Origin of the sequence: Marinococcus sp. PL1-022, from assembly GCF_033845285.1 — a bacterium.
Classification (GTDB): domain Bacteria; phylum Bacillota; class Bacilli; order Bacillales; family Marinococcaceae; genus Marinococcus.
Genome location: NZ_JAWXCX010000001.1, coordinates 1,909,475 through 1,930,068, shown reverse-complemented (window position 1 = coordinate 1,930,068; position 20,594 = coordinate 1,909,475). Strand labels below are relative to the sequence as shown.

23 protein-coding genes are annotated in these 20,594 nt (G+C 46.5%); 10 read left to right on the top strand and 13 right to left on the bottom strand.

The window, feature by feature from the left end:
• Nucleotides 1–8: 8 nt before the first annotated feature.
• Nucleotides 9–1,427 (top strand): aspartate ammonia-lyase, encoded by a 1,419-nt coding sequence (gene aspA / locus SIC45_RS09890; protein ID WP_319632044.1) that lies wholly within the window; start codon nt 9–11, stop codon nt 1,425–1,427.
• A gap of 8 nt (nt 1,428–1,435) precedes the next feature.
• Nucleotides 1,436–2,458 (top strand): MTH1187 family thiamine-binding protein, encoded by a 1,023-nt coding sequence (locus tag SIC45_RS09885; protein ID WP_319632043.1) that lies wholly within the window; start codon nt 1,436–1,438, stop codon nt 2,456–2,458.
• Nucleotides 2,459–2,494: 36 nt separating this feature from the next.
• Here the strand turns inward: SIC45_RS09885 and SIC45_RS09880 are convergent, their stop codons facing one another.
• Genes SIC45_RS09880 through comGA form a run of 8 tightly spaced genes read right to left on the bottom strand, consistent with a single transcriptional unit; the run spans nt 2,495 to nt 6,516 of the window.
• The gene (locus SIC45_RS09880) at nt 2,495–2,902 is read right to left on the bottom strand and encodes a hypothetical protein (RefSeq protein WP_319632042.1); all 408 of its coding nucleotides are present in this window, start codon (nt 2,900–2,902) and stop codon (nt 2,495–2,497) included.
• Complete coding sequence (locus SIC45_RS09875; protein WP_319632041.1) at nt 2,838–3,350, bottom strand: ComGF family competence protein; 513 nt, start codon at nt 3,348–3,350, stop codon at nt 2,838–2,840. The genes SIC45_RS09880 and SIC45_RS09875 overlap by 65 nt, the downstream gene beginning before the upstream one ends.
• The gene (locus SIC45_RS09870) at nt 3,253–3,582 is read right to left on the bottom strand and encodes a hypothetical protein (RefSeq protein WP_319632040.1); all 330 of its coding nucleotides are present in this window, start codon (nt 3,580–3,582) and stop codon (nt 3,253–3,255) included. Before SIC45_RS09870 ends, SIC45_RS09875 begins: the two co-directional genes overlap by 98 nt.
• Nucleotides 3,563–4,015 carry a competence type IV pilus minor pilin ComGD gene (gene comGD, locus SIC45_RS09865; protein ID WP_319632039.1) on the bottom strand — a complete coding sequence of 151 codons (453 nt, stop codon included), beginning with the start codon at nt 4,013–4,015 and terminating at the stop codon, nt 3,563–3,565. Before comGD ends, SIC45_RS09870 begins: the two co-directional genes overlap by 20 nt.
• Complete coding sequence (gene comGC, locus SIC45_RS09860; RefSeq protein ID WP_319632038.1) at nt 4,015–4,314, bottom strand: competence type IV pilus major pilin ComGC; 300 nt, start codon at nt 4,312–4,314, stop codon at nt 4,015–4,017. Before comGC ends, comGD begins: the two co-directional genes overlap by 1 nt.
• Nucleotides 4,307–4,459, bottom strand: coding sequence for a hypothetical protein (locus tag SIC45_RS09855; protein ID WP_298787857.1), 153 nt, complete (start codon nt 4,457–4,459; stop codon nt 4,307–4,309). Before SIC45_RS09855 ends, comGC begins: the two co-directional genes overlap by 8 nt.
• 15 nt (nt 4,460–4,474) lie before the next feature.
• A complete protein-coding gene (gene comGB / locus SIC45_RS09850; RefSeq protein ID WP_319632037.1) occupies nt 4,475–5,515 on the bottom strand; it encodes a competence type IV pilus assembly protein ComGB in 1,041 nt (346 codons plus the stop codon).
• On the bottom strand, nt 5,512–6,516 hold the full coding sequence (gene comGA, locus SIC45_RS09845; protein ID WP_319632036.1) for a competence type IV pilus ATPase ComGA: 1,005 nt from the start codon (nt 6,514–6,516) through the stop codon (nt 5,512–5,514). Before comGA ends, comGB begins: the two co-directional genes overlap by 4 nt.
• Before the next feature lie 307 nt (nt 6,517–6,823).
• Between comGA and SIC45_RS09840 the strand changes: the two genes are divergently transcribed.
• The 5 genes from SIC45_RS09840 to SIC45_RS09820 all read left to right on the top strand — a co-directional run bounded on the left by SIC45_RS09840 (nt 6,824) and on the right by SIC45_RS09820 (nt 13,527).
• Complete coding sequence (locus SIC45_RS09840) at nt 6,824–8,674, top strand: assimilatory sulfite reductase (NADPH) flavoprotein subunit (protein ID WP_319632035.1); 1,851 nt, start codon at nt 6,824–6,826, stop codon at nt 8,672–8,674.
• A gap of 27 nt (nt 8,675–8,701) precedes the next feature.
• Nucleotides 8,702–10,420, top strand: coding sequence for an assimilatory sulfite reductase (NADPH) hemoprotein subunit (cysI, locus tag SIC45_RS09835; protein WP_298787848.1), 1,719 nt, complete (start codon nt 8,702–8,704; stop codon nt 10,418–10,420).
• Nucleotides 10,421–10,592: 172 nt separating this feature from the next.
• On the top strand, nt 10,593–11,045 hold the full coding sequence (locus SIC45_RS09830; RefSeq protein ID WP_319632034.1) for a GNAT family N-acetyltransferase: 453 nt from the start codon (nt 10,593–10,595) through the stop codon (nt 11,043–11,045).
• Nucleotides 11,046–11,172: 127 nt separating this feature from the next.
• Nucleotides 11,173–12,480 carry a Na+/H+ antiporter family protein gene (locus SIC45_RS09825; protein WP_319632033.1) on the top strand — a complete coding sequence of 436 codons (1,308 nt, stop codon included), beginning with the start codon at nt 11,173–11,175 and terminating at the stop codon, nt 12,478–12,480.
• A gap of 351 nt (nt 12,481–12,831) precedes the next feature.
• Nucleotides 12,832–13,527 (top strand): Na-translocating system protein MpsC family protein, encoded by a 696-nt coding sequence (locus SIC45_RS09820; RefSeq protein WP_319632032.1) that lies wholly within the window; start codon nt 12,832–12,834, stop codon nt 13,525–13,527.
• Nucleotides 13,528–13,562: 35 nt separating this feature from the next.
• Here SIC45_RS09820 and SIC45_RS09815 read toward each other — a convergent pair whose 3' ends face one another.
• On the bottom strand, nt 13,563–14,414 hold the full coding sequence (locus SIC45_RS09815; protein WP_319632031.1) for a glycosyltransferase family 8 protein: 852 nt from the start codon (nt 14,412–14,414) through the stop codon (nt 13,563–13,565).
• A 385-nt stretch (nt 14,415–14,799) separates the two neighbouring features.
• On the opposite strand from SIC45_RS09815, the gene cynS reads away from it, so the two are divergent.
• A complete protein-coding gene (gene cynS / locus SIC45_RS09810; RefSeq protein WP_319632030.1) occupies nt 14,800–15,246 on the top strand; it encodes a cyanase in 447 nt (148 codons plus the stop codon).
• A gap of 74 nt (nt 15,247–15,320) precedes the next feature.
• On the opposite strand, the gene SIC45_RS09805 is transcribed toward cynS, so the two are convergent.
• From SIC45_RS09805 to SIC45_RS09790, 4 genes are all read right to left on the bottom strand, one after another.
• Complete coding sequence (locus SIC45_RS09805; RefSeq protein WP_319632029.1) at nt 15,321–16,019, bottom strand: 3D domain-containing protein; 699 nt, start codon at nt 16,017–16,019, stop codon at nt 15,321–15,323.
• Nucleotides 16,020–16,535: 516 nt separating this feature from the next.
• Complete coding sequence (locus SIC45_RS09800) at nt 16,536–16,898, bottom strand: DUF2513 domain-containing protein (RefSeq protein WP_298787834.1); 363 nt, start codon at nt 16,896–16,898, stop codon at nt 16,536–16,538.
• A 157-nt stretch (nt 16,899–17,055) separates the two neighbouring features.
• Nucleotides 17,056–18,186 (bottom strand): 5-methyltetrahydropteroyltriglutamate--homocysteine S-methyltransferase, encoded by a 1,131-nt coding sequence (locus SIC45_RS09795; protein ID WP_319632028.1) that lies wholly within the window; start codon nt 18,184–18,186, stop codon nt 17,056–17,058.
• Nucleotides 18,187–18,364: 178 nt separating this feature from the next.
• On the bottom strand, nt 18,365–18,697 hold the full coding sequence (locus SIC45_RS09790) for a hypothetical protein (protein ID WP_298787830.1): 333 nt from the start codon (nt 18,695–18,697) through the stop codon (nt 18,365–18,367).
• 151 nt (nt 18,698–18,848) lie between these two features.
• On the opposite strand from SIC45_RS09790, the gene SIC45_RS09785 reads away from it, so the two are divergent.
• Together SIC45_RS09785 and SIC45_RS09780 are read left to right on the top strand one after the other, a co-directional pair.
• Nucleotides 18,849–19,322, top strand: coding sequence for a hypothetical protein (locus SIC45_RS09785; RefSeq protein WP_319632027.1), 474 nt, complete (start codon nt 18,849–18,851; stop codon nt 19,320–19,322).
• A 95-nt stretch (nt 19,323–19,417) separates the two neighbouring features.
• The gene (locus SIC45_RS09780; RefSeq protein ID WP_319632026.1) at nt 19,418–20,551 is read left to right on the top strand and encodes a CapA family protein; all 1,134 of its coding nucleotides are present in this window, start codon (nt 19,418–19,420) and stop codon (nt 20,549–20,551) included.
• The last annotated feature ends 43 nt before the right edge of the window (nt 20,552–20,594 follow it).

The window sequence follows — 20,594 nt, the reverse complement described above, 5'->3', positions numbered from 1 at the left end:
CTAAAAACATGGAAAACTACCGTGTGGAACGTGACTTTTTAGGAGAAAAGAGAGTACCTAAAGATGCTTATTACGGAATTCAGACGCTGAGGGCAAAAGAAAACTTTCCAATAACCGGCTACCCGCCGCACACGGAATTGATTAAAGGGTTCGGTTACGTAAAAAAAGCAGCAGCCACTGCCAACGCGGAAGTTGGCTTTCTGAATGAATCTATTGCTCAGGCAGTTGTAGAAGCAGCGGATGAAGTGATCGAGGGCAAATTTGATGATCAATTTATTGTGGACTCCATTCAGGGCGGAGCAGGGACTTCCTTTAATATGAACGCAAACGAAGTTATTGCCAACCGGGCCATTGAATTACTGGGCGGCGAAAAAGGGGATTACCTGCGGGTCAGCCCGAATACTCATGTGAACATGGCCCAGTCCACCAACGACTCGTTCCCGACGGCGATTCACATTTCAGCGCTGCGCCTTTCACAGGGGCTTGTGACTGCGCTCGACAACTTGATCGAAGCGATGGGGCACAAAGAAGAAGAGTTTGACAATGTCATTAAAATGGGGCGTACGCATCTGCAGGATGCTGTGCCGATCCGCCTCGGCCAGGAGTTCGGTGCCTACCGCCGGGTGCTGACGAGAGACCTGCGCCGCATTAAACGGTCAGTGGATCATTTGTATGAAATCAACCTCGGGGCAACAGCGGTCGGCACAGGACTCAACGCGATGCCTGAATACATTGGCCGCGTAGCAGAAATTCTTGCTGAGCAGACCGGGATGCCGTTTTACAGTGCCACTGATCTTGTGGATGCGACTCAGAACACGGACTCCTACACCGAACTGTCCGCGGCACTCAAGGTACATGCGATTAACCTTTCCAAGATGGCGAACGATCTGCGGCTGATGAGCTCCGGGCCTAGAACCGGCCTGAATGAAATTAACCTTCCTTCCCGTCAGCCGGGCTCCTCGATTATGCCGGGGAAAGTAAACCCGGTCATGTGCGAATTAATCAATCAGATCTCCTTTCAGGTTATCGGCAATGACCATACGATCAGCCATGCTTCGGAAGCCGGTCAGCTCGAATTGAATGTAATGGAGCCAGTGCTCGTCTTTAATCTGCTTCAGTCCCTGTCAGTGCTCCAGAATGGTTTAAAGGTGTTTCGCGAATTTACTATTGAAGGAATTACAGCCAATATTGAACACTGCCGGAACATGGTGGAACGAAGCGTAGGTATTATTACAGCCATCAATCCGCATGTTGGGTATGAAACAGCTGCGAGAATAGCAAGAGAAGCGATTGAAACGGATCAGAGTGTACGTTCGATCTGCATCGAACGGGGGATATTATCGGAAGAAGAGCTCGATGAAATTTTGGATGCCAAGGAAATGACCAAACCCGGAATTGCCGGTTCGCGATTCATGTACGGCGAGTAACAGCCGGCATGAAAATTCGCGGGCTTTCCTATCAGCGCGGCGTATTTTTCTTCGGGGCTTCCTTTATCAGCAGAGCCTATGTCGACAGCGAAGGAAAGATACATGCCGAACTGCTTCCACTTTCCCTGCGGTCTTATTCAAGAGTGGCAGCAGTAGTTACAGGTGCGATGCCTGCCTGGTACAAGCTCACAGCCGCAGCCTGGCTCATAGCGGCCATTTTTCAGCTGCTGCCTTTATATTCGTTTTTACTGTTTGTCATGGGCACTCATTTTATTTTTCCACAGCAGCTCAAAAAGTTCCACGGCGCAGAGCACAAAGTATTCAGCTTCACGGGCGTGCCTGGAAAAAGCTCTTGGAGAAGAGTGAGAAGGGCAGCGATTACAAACCGTCACTGTTCTACCAATATTGTATTTATATACTTCGTTTTGTTTCTTGTCATGGCGTCTCCGGTTTATATTGCTTCTTCCCCGGGAAATGTTTTTATAGCTGTCAGTGCTTATATATCTCTGCCGATGGCTTTAGCGGCAGAAGAAGTGCTTCAGCGGCACTTTGCCGGGAGCAGAAACACATGGCTGAAGCCTTCGTACTGGCTTCAACGAAATGTTACATGTTCTGTGCCGGAGAAGGTGCACATTCAAACTGCGATTGCAGCGTTTCGGATGCTTGCTGAGCGTGAATTCCCGCACCGGCTTGGAAGAAAACGAAAGGAGCAGATATCTATGGCAATTGTTGATGTGACAGTATCGCCTGTAGATAAGCAGGGGACTGGGATGTCGGACACAGTAGCAAAAATTCAGGACGTGCTGGAAAAATATAATGATAAAATTGATATTGAAATGACGCCAATGAGTACGCTTCTCGAAGGAAATATTGATGATCTGCTTCAGGCCGTCAGAGAAATACACGAGCTTCCTTTTCAGGAAGGCTATCAGCGTGTATCAACAAATATTCGTATTGACGACCGCCGTGATGCAGAAGGCAGGCAGATGAAAAAGAAAATGGAATCAGTACGCAATGCACGAAAGCAATAACCAATATGAAAGCCGGCAGAATAAAATCTGCCGGCTTTATTTATGTTCCGGGTAAGAAAGAGCTTCATAAACAGAGGCTTTCCAGTCTGCGGAATAAGTTACCTGTTTGGAAAATCCCAGACGGTGACGGGCGGTGAATTTGATTTCGCCGTTCTCTGATTCCACCCATTCCACAGTTCCATCCGGCATCGAAACGGCTCCGGTTTCAGATGGAGCTTCAATATAAATATTTTCAGCATTGCGGATCATCCATTTTACGTCCAGAGATCCAAACTCCTCGTTCTGCTGCAGAAGCTGAAGCTTTAAAAGCCCGGCAGCCAGCACCATAAATAAGAAAATGAATAAAAGAAAGAAAATGGTGGAGGGGAGAATAAAGCCTTTACGAAGGGAAAAGCTTCTTTGTTGCTGCATGATAGGAAAGAAACGATTGAATGTACTGCCCATCGTTTAAAATCACCTCCACATCTGCCCCGTACTTTTCTGTCTCCACAAAAAATGAAGAAGCTCCCTGAAGCATAATTTCAAACCCTTCGTTGTCCACCCGGCGTATGACCCGTCCGTTAGACATAAAATATTCGTACGAATGTTGTCTGGACTCAATATAAAACCGTTGCTTATCATACGCTAATGATTGAGCGTTCTGCATATCCTCCTCCATCTGCTGAACAAATAAGCGTGCTTCAGTGTCCGGGACCGGAACCTCAGTTAAAAACAGGCTGCTGAATTTAGCGGCGGCCAGCGCCCACAGACTGAACAGCAAAAGAGTAATAATCATTTCAGGAAGTGTGACTCCCTTATTGTTTTGCAAGGACGTAAACACACTGTTCGTTTCGACTCCCTTCGATCGAGGTACACACTTTATAGCCTTCTTCGTGTTCTTTAATGTGAACATGAATCCTTCCTTTCGCATAAGCGGCAGCAGTGACTGCAGCAGAGGCAGACTGGTGAATGCGCCCTGCTTCCTTTTCCATCACATACAGCTGCTCGTAATACAGCTGCTGACTGCTCCAGGTCTGATAGGTCTGATGAAGAAGAGGGAGCATAAATAGAGTGACTGCGAACAGAAGCGAGAGGGCGCTGACAGCTTCAATCAGCGTGAATCCTTTACGGGGATGTTTCAACACGGAGCCGCCCCCTTCCGATTTGAAATATAAACCGGTACGACCGGGACGGGCCGTGAAGAGATATGGTGCCTGCTTTTTTAATATTTCCCTTCCCCGTGTAAGACAATGTATGAAACTGCAGCTTAGATGCAGTAGGAGAAAAAAAGCCTTCGGGGATAGTTCGCCTGATTAAAGGTTCAATGCGGTCGTTGCCTGAAATGGCATAGTAGCCCTCCTCTTCCTTCCAATCGAGACGGGTGGATGTATTGTGAGTATAAGCATAGTGCTGGCTGTAGACGAGATCGGCCTGAAGCTGCTGAACAAAATGGTCTTCACGGGTGCTCTCGTAGGCCGAAGAGAAATGAATAAATGGAACGCCGGCCAGCACACTTAATAGGAGCAGTACTATGATAGTCTCCGGAAGCGTATACCCCTTTGAACTGAAAATGGGCATCAGGATCCTTTACTTACGGCTCCGTTGTTATATACAAGCGGAGTATTGTCCGGGCAGGTGATCGTTTCTACATAGTCAGCTTCAACAAGGTCCTGAAGGGAAGACGGTTCGCTGCCGTATTCAACCTCATAAGCAGCAGCCTGCGTTTCTAAAAGCTGGATGGTGGCTTCACATCCTTTGGACTGGGCAACCTGGTTATTTGTACCGATATTCGGGATAGCAATTAAAAGAAGCACAGTAATAATGAGCAGTACAATCAGCATTTCCACCATAGTAAAACCTTTATTGTTTTTAAGCATATGTTTTTTCCTTTCTGGCAGGGCGGGATTGGTGAAGCAGCTGCAATAAAGAAGCAATGTCTTCTTCTTTATGCATTTCGAGTTCCGTCAAGCGTTTTTCAAGTGCCAGGAGTTGTTCAGAAAGATAATCGTGAGGGGTGTGCATGAATGGTCGCTCCTTTTATTGTATGGAAGTAATCATGTGATACATAGGTAAAAATACAGCAGCAAAAAGACTTAAAATCAGAATGCCGACCGAAAAGAAAAGAATGGGCTGGGCGGTCATGGTCATCCGCTGGATGTCTGCTTCAAGTTTGTGCTGTGTATGGCTGCTGTATTGCACCAGCACTTGGCCTAGCGCTCCGATGGACTGGCCGTATAGTACCGCCTGCCCGAGACTTTCAAGATACCATGGCCGCCGGAACGTTTCCGGCAGAGGCGTCCCGGCAGCGAGCATTTGTTCTAAGCGCGCCCCTTCCTCCTGAATCAAAAGGGAATGCTTTTGGTTTTTTAACACCGTACAGCTCTCGGAGAGAGATAATCCATTCAGTAGCAGGTAGCCGAACTGTTCAGCAAAAGAGGCAGTAGTTCTCATAGTAATAAAAGCCTGGAGAAACGGCAGCCTGGTCCAAAAATAAGCTCGCGTTGAAGCGGGCTTCGGACGGACAACGAAAGCATAAAATGCCCCGAGGCCAGTCAGCAGAACAAAAACAAGGGCAAAGAAGAAAGGAGCTGCAGAAATCATGTTCATCACCATCCGGGTGTAAAAAGGAAGGTCCATGCTCAGCTGTTCAAACAATTCGAGAAACTGTGGAAAAAGATAGCGGACAAATACATAAGCTAGAATGATCAGAAGCCATAGAAGAAACAAAGGGTAATACAGAACTTTACGGAAACTGCTCCAGGCCTCCAGGCGGCTCATGTAATGATCACCCGCTGCAGTTAATCCTTCAGAGAGCCGGCCGGACTGCTCCGCGAAATAAACGAAAGCAGTAATATCAGAGGGGAAATGGTGTTCAAGTAAAAGCTCATGCAGCTCCCGGCCGCTTCGAAGTTGTCTTCGTATGCTGCGCAGGGAAGCAGTAACGAAAGCTGGCTGTTCCCAGGAAAGCATCTGGATGGATTGATCCAGATGATACCCGCTGCCGAGCAGCTCGCCCAGCTGTTGAAGAAATAATGCTTTAGTCTCCGGCTTCCAGTTTTTTTTTAATGGCTTGTTCATGGCTGAACCCCGGCAAAAGCTTCCCTGTCGAATAAGCCGAGTGCATACCCCCGCCTCAGCTGCTCATTTATACGGGACGAATGGAGTGGTTTATTGGAATGAAGCATGGAATGGATATCCTTTCGGGTGGAAAAATCAAATAGCGCCAGGCGCCCGGGGGTTGAAAGAGAAATTGTGGGAATAAGCCGCTGGTGGGCAATGAAGGTGGTTGTTTCAAGGAGGTCGGTTTTTGAAAGACCTAGGTCGAGCAGTCTGCGGAGAACCCCAAAGGTACTGCCGGCATGAAGCGTAGTGAGTACAAGGTGGCCGGTGAGTGCAGCACGGAGTGCGAGCTGTGCTGTTTCAGTGTCGCGTATTTCCCCGATCATAATCACGTCGGGGTCATGCCGCATGGACGCCTTCAGGAGAGAGGCATAGGTAAGCCCGGCTTTTTCGTTGACCTCTGTTTGGATGCAGCCGGGTACCCGGAGCTCTACAGGATCTTCAATTGTAATGATACGCTGCGATTGGGAGGTAAGCAGATGCTCGAGCATAGCGTACAGGGTAGTGGATTTTCCAGACCCGGTGGCGCCGGTCAAAAGAACCAGTCCTTTACGGGAGGCAAGCACGTCTTCGAATGATCGTGCAGCGGTGGAAGTTAAAAACAGCTGCGGGAGGGTAAACTGAAAGGTCTGCGGGAGCAGTCGGATAGAAAAGCTTTCCATACGATCGGAAGGCATGGTGGAAAAACGGAGATGTACAGGAGGATGAAGCGAGCGGTACGTAAGCGAGCCGTCCTGCGGACGTCTTCGTTCGCCGATGTCCATGCCGGCTCTGAACTTTAAGTGCGTTATAAGCCGGTGGGCAAAAGCCGCAGAATACGTATCTGAAAGCTCAAGGCGTCCATGAATACGAAAATAGAGAGAAGCTTCTGAATAAGCCGGCAGTAGATGAATATCCGATGCGCCGGCGGCTGCTGCCTGGTGGATCAACTGCCGTGTAAATGATTCGATGTTGGTCAAGGCCTCACCTTCTTTCTGAAAAGTAATTTTATTATATGGCAAAACAAAGGAATAATCTACCATTTTTTTCAATGCATAAAACTTTTGAAGAAAGCGTAACGGAAGCAGGGATGTGATAAAATATAAATGATTGCCCAATATTCTGTTAGGAATTTAAAACCAACTTGACACATAAGAATTATACGGATAAAATTGACCATAATAAAATGACCAGTTTATACACATGGATAAGATAAAGCTAAAGAGAAAATTATTTTGTCCTTAGAACGACAGGATTGCAGTTAAATTTATTTGTGAGGTGGAGAGAGTGCAATTGCAGGTTACGAATAGTCCTTTTAGCCAGGAGCAGGTAGATTTACTGAACCAGCTCCTGCCGACATTAACAGAAAATCAGAAAATTTGGTTAAGCGGGTATTTGGCTTCTCAGGCGAATTCAGGCGCTGCACCAGCAGCTGAAGGGCCGGCTGTCCAGGAATCGGTTGCACCCCAGGCATCCCAGGCGGAGGCGGCTTCCAAGGAGGTAACCATTTTATTTGGCTCCCAGACCGGTAACGGTCAGATGATTGCAGAAGACAGCTCAAGAAGGCTGAAAGATCAGGGCTACAATGTAACTGTGAGCTCGATGGATGATTTTAAGACAAAAAATATGAAAAAGGTGGAAAACCTATTAGTTATCGTGAGTACACACGGAGAAGGCGATCCTCCGGACAACGCTATTTCCTTCCATGAGTTTCTGAACGGGCGTAAAGCCCCGAAACTTGAAGATGCACGCTTTTCCGTTCTCGCGCTTGGGGACACCTCCTACGAATATTTCTGTCAGACAGGTAAAGATTTTGATCAGCGGCTTGAAGATCTTGGAGGCACCCGTCTTTATCCAAGAGTAGACTGTGATGTTGATTTTGACGACGATGCCGAAGAATGGATCCAGGGCGTCCTTTCAAGCCTGAATGAGCTTCAGGAGGAAACGGCGCAGGCGGCAGCAGCCCCTGCCGGAGCGGCTGCTTCAGCTGCTCCCGCCACAGAACAGCCGGCGTACTCAAGAACTAACCCGTTCCGGGCGGAAATATTGGATAACATTAATTTAAACGGCCGGGGATCGGCAAAAGAAACTCGTCACGTAGAGCTTTCGCTTGAAGGGTCAGGACTGACCTTTGAACCTGGGGACAGCCTCGGGATGTTTCCGGAAAATGATCCGCTTCTGGTGGACCAGCTGATTCGTGAAATGGACTGGAATCCGGAAGAAACCGTAGTATTGAATAAACAGGGCGATATTCGCTCGCTTCGTGAAGCACTCCTCTCTCATTTTGAAATCACGGTTTTGACTAAACCACTGCTTGAAAAAATGAGCAAGCTGACAAACAACGAAAAAATTCAGGAACTGCTCGATACAGAACATGCGGATGACCTGCGCTCCTACCTGGAAGGACGCGACCTATTGGATCTATTAAAGGATTACGGACCGTGGCAGGGCGGAGCTGCAGACGTGGTGGGTAATTTACGGAAAATACCGCCGCGCCTGTACTCAATAGCAAGCAGCCCATCCGCAAACCCTGATGAAGTGCATTTAACAGTGGGGGCCGTTCGCTACGATGCTCATGGAAGACCACGGACAGGTGTCTGCTCCGGTCAGTGCGCAGAACGCACGGAGCCGGGGGATACCCTGCCTATTTATATTCAGCACAACCCCAATTTCAAACTTCCGGATAACCCGTCTGCCCCTGTTATTATGGTAGGACCGGGAACTGGAATTGCTCCGTTCCGCTCATTTGTTGAAGAACGCGAAGAAGTGGAAGCGGACGGCAAATCATGGCTGTTCTTCGGGGACCAGCATTTCCGGACGGACTTTCTGTATCAGACAGAATGGCAGCAATGGCTTGAGGAAGGCTCGTTGTCAAAAATGGATGTAGCCTTTTCGCGGGATAACGAAGAAAAGATATACGTTCAGCACCGGATTCTTGAAAACAGTGAAGAAGTTTATCAGTGGCTGCAGGACGGGGCGTTTTTATACATCTGTGGAGATGAAAAGCGGATGGCCCATGACGTGCATGAAGCCCTGGTGTCAGTGCTTGAAAAAGAAGGAAATATGACCCATGAAGAAGCTGAAGCATACATGCTCGACCTGCAGCAGCAAAAACGCTATCAGCGTGACGTATATTAATAACTACCGGGGAGGAACCAAACGCATATGTCAGAATACAGCAGCTTAAAAAACATTCAGGATGCCCCGTTAGATGGCATGGAGCACTTGAAAAAAGACAGTAACTTCTTACGCGGTACGCTTGTTAAAACGATGGCAAATCCAATCACTGCGAGCATTCCTGAAGCAGATGGAAAGCTGATGAAGTTTCACGGCAGCTACATGCAGGACGACCGGGACCTGCGCAACGAGCGCCGCCAGCAAAAGCTTGAACCGGCATATCAGTTTATGCTCCGTGTCCGTCTGCCGGCAGGCGTCATTACACCGGAACAGTGGCTCACAATGGATGAAGTGTCGCATAAATACGGCAACGGCACTCTCCGGCTTACTACCCGGCAGACGTTTCAAATGCACGGGATTCTCAAATGGAATATGAAAAAGAATCTCCAGGAAATTAACGCAGCTATGATGGATTCGATTGCCGCATGTGGGGACGTTAACAGAAACGTTATGTGCAATGTAAACCCGAATCAATCCGATGTGCACGGGGAAGTGTATGAGTATTCCAAACAGATCAGCGACCATCTGCTGCCGCGCACGACGGCCTACCATGAAATATGGCTTGACGAAGAAAAGGTGGCGGACAGCAAGGAAGAAGTGGAGCCGGTTTACGGCGAAACGTACCTCCCAAGAAAATTCAAGATCGGTGTGGCAGTTCCGCCGTCCAACGACATTGACGTTTTCTCCCAGGATATCGGCTACATTGCTATTGTGGAAGACGGCGAGCTGAAGGGATTTAACGTGTCAGTCGGCGGCGGTATGGGAATGACGCACGGCGAACCGGATACGTATCCGCAGCTTGGACGTGTGATCGGCTATGTACCGAAGGAAGAAGTGGTGAATGCTTCAGAGAAGCTTCTGACAATTCAGCGCGATTACGGCAATCGTTCCAACCGGAAAAATGCCCGTTTCAAATATACAATTGACCGCTACGGGGTCGAATGGCTGAAAAGCGAATTGAATGAACGGCTTGGCTATGAAATAGAGGCGGCCCGTTCCTATGAATTTGAAAGCAACGGAGACGAGTACGGATGGATTAAAGGCAACGATGGTAAGTGGCACTTCACTCTGTTTATCGAAAATGGGCGGATCAAGGACGAGGAAAACTATCAATTAATGACCGGGCTTCGGGAAATAGCCAAAATCCACACCGGCGATTTCCGGATGACGCCGAATCAAAACGTTGTCATATCCGATATAACAGACTATAAAAAACGGCAGATCAGCAAATTGATTGAGGATTACGGTCTGACTGACGGAAAGCACTATTCCGCTCTCCGCCGCAACTCGATGGCCTGTGTTTCCTTCCCGACCTGTGGACTTGCCATGGCGGAAGCAGAGCGTTATCTTCCTTCGCTGGTCGATAAACTCGAGGTTACGCTTGAGGAACAGGGCCTGCGGGATGAAGATATTATTATCCGAATGACGGGCTGTCCAAATGGCTGTGCCCGTTCGGCGCTCGGAGAGATCGGCTTTATCGGAAAAGCACCCGGGAAATACAATATGTATTTAGGCGCAAGCTTTACCGGTGACCGCTTGAGCAAGCTTTACCGGGAAAATATTGGGGAAGAGGAAATTTTAAGTGAACTCGAACCGATGATTGCCCGTTTTGCGAAGGAACGTTACGACGGAGAGCATTTTGGGGATTTTGTCATCCGTGCAGATTATGTTAAAGCCACTACAGACGGAACAAATTTTCATGACTGATAAAAACGGGGGCGCGCAAAAGCGGCTCCCGTTTTTATATGAATGTAAAAGGGATATTTTTCCTCCGTGCTTTTGCTTTCGGGGTTGTATCATGTTTCTGTGTGCCATAAGATGAAATATAGTGCGATAAAACAATTAAACGCAAGGTAATAGAACTATGCAGGAGGCCGTCATGAGTATAAGAATACGAACCGTAGAAACAGAAGATATCCCCAGTCTCGCAGAAGCCATGCAGGCGTATATTGTGGACCATTACGAGCATCCCGATCCGGGTATCGGCAAATTAAAGACACTGATTAAAAAGCTTCTGGCCCAGCCGGAAATCGGCATCCAGTTTATCGTGGAGCATTACGGCGACTTGATCGGTTTTGCTACCCTGTATCAGACGTTCAGCACCTTACAGGTTAAAAAAACAGCCATTTTAAACGACCTGTATATCTATCAAGAATTCCAGGGTCAGCATTACGGAAAAGAGCTTCTTGAGTTTGTTCTTTCTTACGTGCAGTCAGAGGATTATGCCGGTATGGTGCTTGAAACAGACCGCAGCAATAAAAAAGCACGCAGACTTTACGAATCGCTTGGCGGGGTTAAGAGCGCATGGACGCACTACGAGTGGGAATTTTAAATAAAGCAGAATATTTTACTCTGATAAAGTTTGAGCAGGCTAAAGGATCTATGCTAAAATCTTCTTTGTGCGTTTAATCTGTATCCATGTACATAAACGATAAAAGAAGAGAAACGAGGGAAACAAAGTGGAGTACGCAGTTATAGTTTCAGTCCTGGTGCTGATTGTTCTCAGTCTGTTCCGGCTGAATGTCATTCTTGCACTGATGGGGGCAGCAGTGACGGCAGGGCTGCTGGCCGGTCTGTCATTTACCGATTCCATTGAAATGCTCGTATCCGGCATGGGTGGGAGGGCTGGCACCGCCCTCAGCTACATTCTGCTCGGTGTTTTTGCAGTTATGATTGGCTATTCGGGGATTACAGGGTTTTTAGTGACAAATCTGGTAAAGCTGTTAAAAAATAAACGGGCAGCTTTGCTTTTGACCATTGCAGGAGTGGCTTGTTTATCGCAGAATCTTGTGCCGGTACATATTGCATTTATCCCGATACTTATACCGCCGCTTCTGCATTTATTTGATCATATGAAAATTAACCGCCGGGCGGTAGCTGTAAGCTTGACCTTTGGCTTAAAGGCGCCTTATATGCTGATCCCTGTCGGCTATGGACTGATTTTTCAGGAGATTATTCAGGAGAGCATGAACGACAACGGCATGAATATTGCGTTCGGGCAGATTTGGCAGGCGATGATTATTCCAGTCGGCGGCATGGTGATCGGCCTGCTGATAGCTATTTTCGTTACGTACCGTAAAGATAAAGAAATGGAAGCGGGAAACGTAGACGTTACAGAAGCAGAGGCTTCCCTGAAGAACACTAATAAATTTCAGCTATCGCATTTGTTAACACTGATAGCGATTGTATCTGCGCTGTTAGTACAGGTATGGACCGAATCATTGGTAATCGGTGCACTGACCGGTATTGCAGCTATGTTTATTTTCCGGGTGGTTCCGGTGAAAGAAGCCGATCAGACGGTGAACGACGGCGTTCGAATGATGGGGATGATCGCCTTTGTGATGCTCCTTGCCTCCGGCTACGCGACTGTTCTGAAGGACACTGGAGCAGTAGAGCAGTTAGTGGCAGTGACGTCTGACGTTCTTGGCGGCAGCCAGCTTCTCGGAGCAGTCGTGATGCTTTTGACAGGGCTATTGATTACAATGGGGATAGGCTCTTCATTCGGGACGATTCCAATCCTTGCAGCCTTGTTTGTGCCACTAAGTGCCTCACTCGGCTTCTCTCCGCTTGCCACCGCAGCTTTAATCGGCACTGCAGGTGCGATTGGGGATGCAGGCTCACCGGCCTCTGACAGCACGCTTGGACCGACAGCCGGCCTGAATGCCGATGGACGCCATGATCACATATGGGATACATGTGTACCGACATTCCTGCACTTCAACATTCCGCTGTTTATCTGCGGACTGGCCGCAGCGTTTCTTCTGTAGCATTCCTGCAGCAAATGCATTGCAAAATCAGTTCAAAACAGGTAAAGTGAAACATGAATAAATAATGTATGTTTTATAAGGACGATAGAAATTTTTGGACAATAGGGCTGAAAATAAGTCGTTACACTCACAGGAAATGAAGCCCCGGGTGTCGTCCCAGGCGGCAATGTAAAATTTAATAATCAGTAAATGATGCAGGATCGTTAGACAATTGAGCTAAACGGTAAGCTACAAAGGATATTTTTCCTCTGTGGCTTTTTTTATGCTTTTATAAGCTTTCGTTTTTTCCGGAAAGACTGGAAGAGCGGGGGCAAAACAAGATGATGCTTGGAAGAAAGGGAGAAAAATGTGATGTCAGAAGTAAAGGAAGTACAATCAGCGATAGCTGGATATATTGGAAAGGTTTTGAGGGAAAGCTTTGGAAAAGGACCTATCTCTGTACATACTACGTGGGCCCCGCCTTATTTTTGTGTCCACATTCGTGATTTTTTGGTGCCGATGGAACAAATTTTAATTCAAAAAAATGAAGGCAAAAAAGTTGAAGAGTTGAGGGAGATGCTGATGAGCGTTATCTATGCTGATATAAAATCAGAGCTCGAAGCAGTGACCGGAAAGGAAATACTCGATATTTACACTAACTGGAACCTTGACCAGCGTTCAGGGGTGATTTTCGGTACTGTGGAGGCGCCAGCGGAATCCGGAATTGTAGAAAAGTGGCAGGAAGAGTTAAACAGCGTTGTGAAAAAAGCGGGAGAAAACAAAGAAGGTCTCTCTGCGTTTGTGAACACAAAACCTTTAAATCACCGCGTAGTGCTGATTGAACGAACGAATGTATTGACCCCGGTAGAACGTCAGCTTCTTGAAGAAGGGCATGCAGAGGAAATTGAAGCAGCAAAAACAACACTCGTTAAAAGCATCATCGATGAAACAGATTTACTGGCACGGATGCCGCGGGAAGTGATCGATCCATTTATTATCTGGGACGTGGATAAAGACATCAATTATTTAATATTTGTCTGCAGCAGTAAGGAGCCCGAAGCAAAATAATGCCGCTCCTTTTGATTAAAAGAGCGGCACCGGTATTACAGGGAAGTAGGCTTCACGACAATTTCGTCTTTTTGGGCAGCATATTCATGATACAAATGCTTTAAAGGGTGCTTGGTATCTGGCTGCCATGGCTTTTCCGGCCCGGTAAAATGAATGACAGCCGGCTTTTCGACAGCACTCATCACCTTTTTTCCCTGGTGGGTGTCAGGAACAGCCTTCAGGAACATATCAGTCATTGTATTCCATTTAGGATGAAGCTCGAACCAATGATTGTAAAGCACGGCGTTTAAGCCGTCCTGATCGTGATAAAGCATCCGGCTCTCATGCTTTTGGATAAACTGGACGACCTGGTCGGTCACCTGGTGTTTTTTCCAATTTGGCACGTGAATCATCATAACCCCGGAATTAAAATATTTAGCTTCCGGCGGCATAAACAAATCATCGTTGCGGTAGAATCCGCCGAAGTTTTCTGCTGCGGCCATAACCTGGCGCCGCAGAGGGATCTTCCACAAAATAGTAATGTCTTCCTGGACGATGGTGTCGCAGTCGATATACAGTATCTTGTCTACATTCGTAAACAAGTATGGAATGGATAACCGGTAATAGGCAGCATTGGTAATATGATAGGAATATTTGTGATTTGCCTGAAAAAGATTTTTATATCTGTCGGTGTCGATGGCATGAAAAACGACACGGGAATTAAAGTAAGCTCCAAGCTGCTCGAGCATTTGTTTTTGATAGCTGCTCCAGCCGGTTTCAATAACGTGGAATTCAATTCTCTCCGGCCTTGCAGTGTTCGTGAGAAGAGAAGTAAAGGACACAGCTGTATGCTCAGCATAATTAGCATCAGCTACAGTGGTAACAATATAGGGAGAAAAATAAGACATAACAAGCACTCCTTCGTGGGGTAGTAGTAATAATCTGTTTCAGTCACAGAAGCACCCGGTGCATGCCTGGAACTAAAAAGAAACAGCTCTCAGGCTTTTTCTTTTCAGCTTATGATTAGCTCCCAATGGTCTAACTCATTGCTGCTGAAGCTGGTTATATTCACTTTTAAAAACCGGCATAAAAATATGCAGGTAGCTATACATATATCCTTAATGCATCTTTTTGAAACAAAATTACGGTAAATTAACAAAAAATAGGCTGTTGGAACTAAGCTTAGCGCAGTTTGAATTCCAACCGCCTAAAAGAAGATGGCAAAAATCATATATTGTGGTAATGCCTGCATGTTAAAGTAAAGTAGAATAGAAAAAGGAAGGAGAGAAAATAATGGAAATGAGTGAAGTCACCGCCAAGCTGATAGAAGCAAAGAACCGGAAAAGAGCTACTTATCAGGATCTAGCGGAAGCCGTGGGCCGTAACAAAACATGGGTTGCTGCTGTAATTCAGGGTCAGGCATCAATGGACGAAAAGGAAGCAGACGCGCTCATTAACTACCTCGAAGTTCCTTATGAAGAAATTAAGCATGAACTGATGGCTGTTCCATACAAAGGTTCTCTAAACGAGGATGTTCCGACAGATCCGCTTATTTACCGGTTTCATGAAATTACTCAGGTATATGGAACGACATTAAAGGAAGTTATCCATGAAGAATTCGGTGATGGTATTATGAGCGCCATCGATTTTAAAATGGATGTAGAACGTGAAGAGGACCCAAAAGGGGACCGGGTCGTCGTCACGTTAAACGGCAAATTTCTTCCATATACAAAGTGGTAAAGGAATAAAAAAATAGAGACGCCTTTCCATTTCGAAGGAAAGGCGTCTCTTCATTTATAAAGCTTATAAGTAGATTAATCTACTACGGTTACTTCAACGCTTCGGCGGCCGAAGGAATAAGCTTCGGACTTACTTGGAACGTGAACGTCAATGCGGTTTCCATTTATCGCTCCGCCGGTATCCGCTGCCGTATAAGTACCCATACCTTCAATTTGCACTTCAGAGCCGAGTGGAATAACATCAGGGTCTACAGCGATGACTTTCGCATAGCGGTTGGTATTTAAATTCACGCCGGTAGCTGTAATGCCGCTGCAGCCTGCGCAGTCTGCTGTATAAGCAGTAGCTTCAACTGTCATGGATTCTCCGCCGGAGGTGTCTGCAGAGCTGCTGCTTTCCGAGGTGGAAGCAGATTCGACCGCTTCATCATCGCTGTCGTCTGCTTTAGAGTCTGCTTCAGTATCATTGTCACTGGAGCTCTCTCCATAAAGCGCTGCTTTTGTATTCGGACCGATGATACCGTCGACCGTAAGGCCTTCATCAGCCTGAAAATCGCGGACAGCTGCTGCTGTAATCGAACCAAAAATCCCGTCTACTTCATAATCATAATATCCTTTATCATCGAGTACCGATTGGGCTTGGGATACAGAGTCACTGGAGTCTCCCTGGACCAGCAGGCTGTCTGATGCATCACTTACCGCTGGTGCTGCAAAAGCTAGAGCTGTACCAAGAATTGCGCCGCCGATCCAATGTGAAGCTTTCGTAGATTTCATCATGGTTGAAAAATTCCTCCTTGGAAGGTATAAAATTTTTATTTAATGAGCATTAAGTGTGAATGAGCGTAAACAAATTAATAGTTGGATGCGTATGTCAAAGTAATCTATCGCACGTTTGTAAATTTAACTTGAAGAAGAAGAACTTTCAAGCGAATAGGACGAATGTAATGCAAACGTAACAAGATTAAGCTTTATGAAATATATGAGAAATTATGTGTAATATTTACAAAACCCTTATAAAACGAGGGTTTTAAAGCGAAAAATTTAAAATTTCAGTGAGGAAACGAACATAATGTTACAAATGAATAATGTGAGAAAAATAACCTGATTCTTGTGTTTCATGAGGAATGAACTAATTTATATAAATCAGTAAACCTCTTAAAAATGCTGCTGAAAAAGAGCTGATGCCGGACAAGAAAAGTATTCAGCCGGAACAACAAAAAACCTCCTGAAGTATCAGGAGGTTCGCGGGAAGCTATGTGGGTAAAGCATAAACCATGAGAAATTAGTTGTGCTTCAGTCGCTGCTTAAATGCTGGTAAAGTGTGGTTTTAAGTAAATCTGTCAGGACGGTCAGGGGGATGTTGGACATCGACCAACCCTTTTCCATGGCTTTTTCCTGTGTTTTGTTCCAAATATTGTCGTCTTCAGCAACATCAATGAAATCATGGCCGGCAAATGTAATCTTAATATTATGGTAGCTTGTCACCTGTTTACTCAAGGTTTTGTGCCTGGTGGCCTCGATCAGGCCTCCTTCGGTGAGCAGATACATGTAATAATCGGTTTCTTCGTTTTTAGATGTCAGGCTGAAGCCGGGTTTTTGCTCCTTCAAATCAATCAAAAGCTTCCTGATTGATTCCATGTCTCTTTCCATAACCATTTTATCTTCCACCTTTTTTATACTTACTGAAATTATAATATCGGGACTGGCCTAAATGCCAGAAAAGATTTAGGCATCCGGGTGCCTTGGCAGGGAGAATTATCGTACGTGTCTGTTAAAAAGAAGCCGGGGAACGCCGGCTTCTTTATCAAGATACCTATTTCCAGACGTCTTCGGCAAGTGAAACGACGTGGCGCACCTTCGCCCATTGCTCTTCTTCAGTGAGAATATTACCCTCTTCGGTGGAAGCAAAGCCGCATTGAGGGCTTAAACCGAGCTGTTTAAGCGGTACATGTTTTTTAGCTTCCTGCAGTCTGGATTTGATTAAACCAGCATCTTCGAGTTCAGGAAATTTTGAAGTGATTAAACCGAGCACCACCTGCAGATCACTGCGGTTTACGTACTTTAATGGCTCAAAGCCCCCGGAGCGTTCATCATCAAATTCCAGCAGAAGAGCATCGACGTTTAATTTACTGAACATGTATTCTGAAACGGCATCGTAGCTGCCGCTGGAGGCATACGTGGACTTGTAATTGCCGCGGCAGACGTGCATATAGATCCGCATATCCTCAGGCTTATCAGCAATTGCTTCATTGACGGTGTTTACAAACATCTCCAGCGTTTCTTTCGGATCCAGGCCTCGTGCTTCAAGCAGACCGCCGGAAAGGACGAGGTCCCTGTCCTTTTCAGCGCCGAGAAATAAAGACCAGGTCGTATCATCAAACTGAAGGTGGCGGCAGCCGGCTTCGTACAGAGCCTGTATCGTATCCTTATAAACCTGCACGAGGTCGGAAAAAAGCTCCGCTTCCGAGTGATAGACATTTTTTTCTTCTTCAGTTACCGTCCGGAAAATAAACATGCTTGGACTTGGGACTGTCACACGGGCAGCATGCTCGCCTTTCAGACTGTGCAGAAATTCGTACTCGCGCACCACAGGGTGATCGCGGAAGGCTAACTTATTAACAACCTTGACCCCTTCGGCTTTTGTTTCCGTATTGTCGCTGAATACAAGCCCCTGGTCCAATTTAATAAATTCTGCTCCCTCGACCTCCTGCATAAAATCGAGATGAAACCAGGCGCGGCGGAACTCACCATCTGTAACGACCGGCAGGCCGGCTTCTTTTTGCTTTTTTACAAGAGCAGTAATTTCTTCGTTTTCAATGTTCCATAGTGCTTCGGCGCTTAACTCTCCCTCTGCGTACTGCTGCCGAGCTTTTTTGAGTCGCTCCGGACGAAGAAAGCTTCCTACGTGTTCTGCGCGAAACGGTGCATTTGTCAAACCATCCACTCCTCTGTAATATGTATGGATTCAGAACCAGGACAGGGAAAAGCCGGGCTTTCAGCTTCTCCTGTATATAATTTGCCTACTAATAGTATATGGAAGCAGGCGACGGTTTGTCTACAGAAACCCTCAGAAGCAGGATATGCTTCCAGGAAAATGAAAAGCAGTCCGTATACGGTCTCTGTTAAGAGCGTCGCTGAAAGACCACGACCGGTTCGCCTCGTTCATTTGTATGACAATCAGCATGGTAAGCGGAAAATAAACGGTAAAGTCCGGTGAACCCTTTCAGTTTGATTACAAATGCAATATCCTTCATCTTCAACCTTTCCCCAGTGAGAGCGTAAATCGTTTTTTTCGGACGAAAGCTGTTGTCCATTTTATCAGCACTCTGCTTATCGATTTCCTGAAAAACAAGAATACTTTTAAGCTGCCTGGCAAACTCGCCTTCTGCCTTTATGGCAGCGGCTTTTTTCTTTCGCGCCCGGTTGAGCGCAGATGGTTTTTCCACGGGGGTCATTGTAATATTCCTCCTGACAATAGTTTAGCTGTTTTCTTCCCATACCCCGGCAGCTCTATCATTCAATCCCGTAAAGCATTATGGAGGGAGTTTATGAAAAAAGAAAATCGTGAATAAAACAACCATCTCCCGCAGAAAGAAGGAACGGCCTGTGATTGAAATTTTGATTGAGCACGTACCGAGTACACTGCTGCATCTGCTGACCGGTGCAGTGGTGATGTATATATTTTACGGAACGACGGATTTAACTATTACGCGGCGCTTAAGGGTGATGGCGTTTGGTGTGATGGTGCTTGTGCCGGATATTCCGAAGCTGTTTGGCAACTATATTTTTCATACGCTGCTGACGCTGCCGTTTATTGCAGCAGCATTTGCCCCGGTTGTCCGCCGCATGCTCGGGGGAGAATTCCTAAAAGCCTGGATAGCTGCTTTTTTCACGCTGGCCCTTGGTTCTATGCTGATTGACTTTCTGGGAAACGGTACTCAGTTTTTATTCCCGGTAACCTCGAAGAATTTTTCCTACCATCTGATTGACCAGGAATGGTGGGTGATTGTGCCGCTTGCGGCTGTTCTGGGGACGCTTGCTGTGCGTGGGAGGAAAAATGGTACGCTCCGGCAGGCATAAAAAAATGCATGAAAACCTCTTCATTTCCAATGAATATATTAGTAAACTTATAGTATATTTAGACTAGGAATTCTATTTGTAGAAAAGAGGATGTCATGCGAAAACTTTATTATGGATTAGCGTGCGGAGCTTTCCTTTTGAGTGGCTGCAGCAGTGCTCAGGAAACTACCGAAGAAAATGGTAATTCAGAGGCGCAGAATGAAAAGTCAGAGTCACAGACAGAAGAAGAGTCCGGAAAACAGGAGCAGAAGGACGAAAATGTTACGATTGGCGCGGCAGGAGATGTTTTGCTGCACGGACGTGTCTATAAAAGAATGGAAGAGGACGGAGAGTATGACTTCACCCCGGCACTTGAGGCTGTTACTCCGATGCTTGAAGAACCGGATTACACAATTGTGAATCAGGAATCAATCCCCGGGGGCGAAGAGCTTGGCTTATCAGCTTATCCTTCCTTTAACAGTCCATACGCGATCGTGGATGACCTTCAGGATGCCGGAGTGGACATGCTCTCCGGAGCCAATAACCATACGCTTGACCGTGGCATGGAAGCTGTAAACAATGCGATTAATCATTATGAGCAGACAGGAATGGATTATGTAGGAGTATATAAGGATGAAGAAGATGCAGCGAGGCAGCGTATCATAGACGTAAAGAATATAGATATGGGTGTGCTTTCCTATACATACGGGCTGAACGGCATCGAGGTGCCGGAGGGAGACGAATATGTCGTTCAGGAAATTGATAAGCAGCAAATACAGGAAGACATTGAAGCAATAAGAGATAAGTCCGACATTGTAGTCGTCAATATGCACTGGGGAAATGAATATGAGCGGCTTCCGAATGAAGAGCAGAAAGAGCTGGCCCAATTTCTTGCAGACCAGGAAGTGGACGTAGTTATCGGTCATCACCCTCACGTGCTTCAGCCAATGGAATGGGTGGAGGGTGAAGAAGGCAATGAAACGCTTGTTTATTATTCTCTAGGTAATTTTTATTCCGGTCAGGACCACGATTATACCGATACAGGCGGCATTGCCACATTCGAGGTGGAAAAAAACGGTGAAGAGGTGAAAATCACGGAGCCTAATGTTGATTTTACCCAGGTCGTGCCGGGACCTGAAGACCAGTACACCGTAAAGCCGATGGCCGAAGCAGATCATCCGGCGAATGGCGGCGAAACAGAAGAAGAACTGCATGAGCACGTATATCAGTGGATCGAGGATCAGGAATAATGTATACAGAAGTAAGGTAATATCCGCCTGGAGACAGGTGGAG